The following is a 3,210-nucleotide window of genomic DNA, read 5'->3' as shown; positions in this document are numbered from 1 at the left end:
GCCGGCCTGAAGCTCGGCGCAGCGGTTTCCCGCTTCGACGCCCGGCTCGCAGCGCTCGCCAATGCCGGCGCCGATCTCTCCGCCATGACCTACCGCGCCGCCTTCGGCCGGCCGCTCGACTATTATACCGGCCTCGTTTTCGAAGTGACCGAGGCGGGGTCGTCCGCGGTGCTTGCCGGCGGCGGCCGTTTCGACCGGCTGCTGACCCTGCTCGGCGCCAGGGAGCATATTCCGGCGGTCGGTTTCTCGCTCTGGCTCGACCGGATCGAAGCTGCGAGGGCACTGAGATGAGCACGATCACCATCGCTCTGCCCTCCAAGGGCCGTATCAAGGAAGAGACCGCCGAGATCTTCGAGCGCGCCGGCCTTGCCATTTCCGCGGTCGGCAACGACCGTTCCTATCGCGGCCGCATCGAGGGCATGGAAGGCGTCGAGGTCGCCTATCTCTCGGCCTCCGAGATTGCCCGCGAGCTTGCAAGCGGCGCCGTTGATTTCGGCGTCACCGGCGAAGACCTGGTGCGCGAAGGCATGGCCGGCGCCGACGGACGGGTGGAATTCTGCGCCCGCCTCGGCTTCGGCCACGCCGATGTGGTGGTCGCGGTGCCGGAAATCTGGCTCGACGTCGAAACCATGGCCGACCTCGGCGACGTGGCAGCGGATTTTCGCGCCCGCCACGGCCGCCGTTTGGCAATCGCCACGAAATACTGGCGCCTTACCCAGCAGTTCTTTTCGAGCCAGCACGGCATCCAGCTTTACCGCATCGTCGAAAGCCTCGGCGCAACCGAAGGCGCGCCGGCCGCCGGCCAGGCGGACATCATCGTCGATATCACCTCGACGGGATCGACGCTCAGGGCCAATCACCTGAAGATCCTGTCGGATGGCGTGATCCTGAAGTCGGAAGCCTGCCTGGTCAGGGCCCGCAAGCCGGCTCACGAAGAGGATCCGAGGATAGCCAGGATCATCGAGGCAGTCCGCGCCGTGCTCTGAGTTTTTGAAGGGGAGGAAGGACGATGCATGTAACCGGTCGATGCCATTGCGGCTATGTCACCTATGAGGCGGAACTCGATCCGAAGCGGGTCGGTATCTGCCATTGCACCGATTGCCAGACGCTGAGCGGCTCGCCGTTTCGTGTCACCGCCGTCGTCCCGGAAAGCGATCTGAAACTCACCGGGCACGAGCCAAAACTCTACCGCAAGGTGGCCGAGAGCGGCCGCGTCCGCCAGCAGTATTTCTGCCCCGAATGCGGCTCGCCCCTTTTCGTCAATGGCGAAGGTGAGGCGGCCAGGATCTGGGGCATTCGCTGGGGCAGCATCGATCAGCGGGCGGAGTTGAAGCCGCAACGGCAGATGTGGTGCCGCTCTGCCGTTTCCTGGCTGCCCGAAATGAGCGAACTGCCAGCCGTCCAGACCGATTGAGCTCAAAAAAATACCCGCCGGACTTCTCATCCGGCGGGCAGTCTTGGGCAGGGAATTTCGAAAGCTTAGGCAGCGATTGCGACAGAACCACGGCGGGCGTCGACAGAAAATGCACCGGCGCCAATGGCGGCGAGAGCCAGGAACCCACCGGCAATCGTCAGGTTCTTCATCATCATCAGGCTGTTAAACACCGTCAGCAGGCCGTTGGCGGCCTCCGGGAAACCCGGGACGTTGATGGCGCCCGAATGGAAGACGAATGCGGTGAAAGCCGAAAAGAGCGCAAGCAGGATTGCTGCGATACGGGTCTGGAAGCCGGTCAGAACGGCAAGGCCGGTGATCAGTTCGAAGAGGCCTGCGACATAGGCGAGCAGCGTGGCGGCGGGAAGGCCGGCGCCGGTGATCATGCCGGCGGTGCCGGCGGGATCGACGAGCTTCTGGAAACCGGACATGACGAACATGCCGGCCAGAAGAACGCGGCCGACGAGAAGCAGGGAATTGGTGGCTGTGGTGGACATTTTCAGATCTCCGGATCGGTGTCTCTGGTTGGACACGCGGGGTGAATTCTCTGGGACCGTATGTGCCCCATTTTGTCCGTATCCGGAAGATGAACAATGATTGACGGTTTGTTCGATAAAAGGAGACGATGATGACTGGCGGGCGGATCAGCTCTCCTCGATCCGGCGCGCATCTTCAGGCAGGACCGAAAGCTCGCGCCAGTCGATCTCTTCGAGCAGCAGATTATATTCGTCGACATTGACCTTGTGCACGGAGCGAAGCTTTTCCAGCTCTTCCCGCTGTGCGGCAATCGCCTTCAAGGCCAGCCGCCGGTAGGTCTCGAGAGAGTTGGCGTCCTCGATCCGGGAGGCGGCCAGCTGTTCGATGCGGAATTTCGAGCGCAGCAATTCGGCTTCCGTCTCGGTCGCACCGTCGAGCCTGGAAAGGCCGGCGAGCGCGATCTTGCCGCGGATGACGGCGAGTTCGCCATGCCCCTCGGCGCGTCGGTCGAGGCCGAGCCAGCGGATGATCGGGGTAAGCGTCAATCCCTGGACGACAAGGGTCGCAAGCACCACCGAAAAAGCGGTCAGCACCACGACGTCGCGCTGCGGAAAGTCCACCGGCAGGGCGAAGGCGGTCGCAAGCGTCACCAGACCGCGCATGCCGCACCAGCCGGCCAGCAGTGCCTGGGTCGTCGTCGCGGGTTCCGGCCTGCCGCGGCTGCGCTCATGCCAGGCGGTGAGCCGATTGTAGCCGACGCAGACCGCAAACCGCACGACGATGACGATCATGATCGTCAGCAGCGAAAAGCGGGCCGCATCCCAGAGGTGATCCGCCGGCATTCCGCCGACGATGTCGCGAACCTGCATGCCCATCAGCAGGAAGGCCATGACGTTGAGAACGAACACGACGGCGGTCCAGACCGCGTAGGATTGCACCCGCATGCGCGCCGAGGAGCGGGCTTCGCTGCTTCTCGCGAGCGTCATCGCGAAGGCGACGATGGCAAGCACCGCCGACAGGCCGAGCCGTTCGGCGAGGATCCACAGAAGGAAGGTCTGGACGAACTGCAGGAGGATGCCGCCGAGCGTACCGGCGACGAACCGCATGAGATGCCGGACCACCCAGGCGGCCAGGACCCCGAGCAGCAGGCCGCCGGGCACCGCGACGGCAAGATGCAGCGCCACGCCCGCATCGAGACTGCCGGCCGATTGCACGGAGAGCGCCGCGTCGAAGATCAGCAGCGCAGCCGCATCGTTGAACAGGCTTTCGCCGCGAAGGACCGTATCGGTGGTGCGCGGGAT

General features: G+C 64.3%; 5 protein-coding genes. 3 read left to right on the top strand and 2 right to left on the bottom strand.

Annotated elements, in window-relative coordinates; translation table 11 throughout:
• The 3 genes from MOV63_RS32205 to MOV63_RS32195 form a co-directional block, all read left to right on the top strand.
• A partial coding sequence (locus MOV63_RS32205) for an ATP phosphoribosyltransferase regulatory subunit (protein ID WP_247039808.1) occupies positions 1-291 on the top strand: 291 nt, incomplete at its 5' end.
• Positions 288-986, top strand: coding sequence for an ATP phosphoribosyltransferase (gene hisG, locus MOV63_RS32200; protein ID WP_247039807.1), 699 nt, complete (start codon positions 288-290; stop codon positions 984-986). The genes MOV63_RS32205 and hisG, both read left to right, overlap by 4 nt.
• Positions 987-1,009: 23 nt before the next feature.
• Entirely contained in the window at positions 1,010-1,414 is a 405-nt protein-coding gene (locus MOV63_RS32195) for a GFA family protein (RefSeq protein WP_247039806.1), read from the top strand.
• A gap of 65 nt (positions 1,415-1,479) precedes the next feature.
• On the opposite strand, the gene MOV63_RS32190 is transcribed toward MOV63_RS32195, so the two are convergent.
• Positions 1,480-1,929: a DoxX family protein gene (locus MOV63_RS32190; protein ID WP_038540175.1), complete on the bottom strand. Its 450-nt coding sequence runs from the start codon at positions 1,927-1,929 to the stop codon at positions 1,480-1,482.
• Between the two features lie 147 nt (positions 1,930-2,076).
• The coding region (locus tag MOV63_RS32185; RefSeq protein ID WP_247039805.1) for a sodium:proton antiporter at positions 2,077-3,210 on the bottom strand (1,134 nt) is incomplete at its 5' end.

It is taken from the genome of Neorhizobium sp. SHOUNA12A, assembly GCF_023006505.1.
Classification (GTDB): domain Bacteria; phylum Pseudomonadota; class Alphaproteobacteria; order Rhizobiales; family Rhizobiaceae; genus Neorhizobium.
Note: the sequence above shows the minus strand (reverse complement) of the source record. Positions and strands in the feature narration are given on the sequence as shown.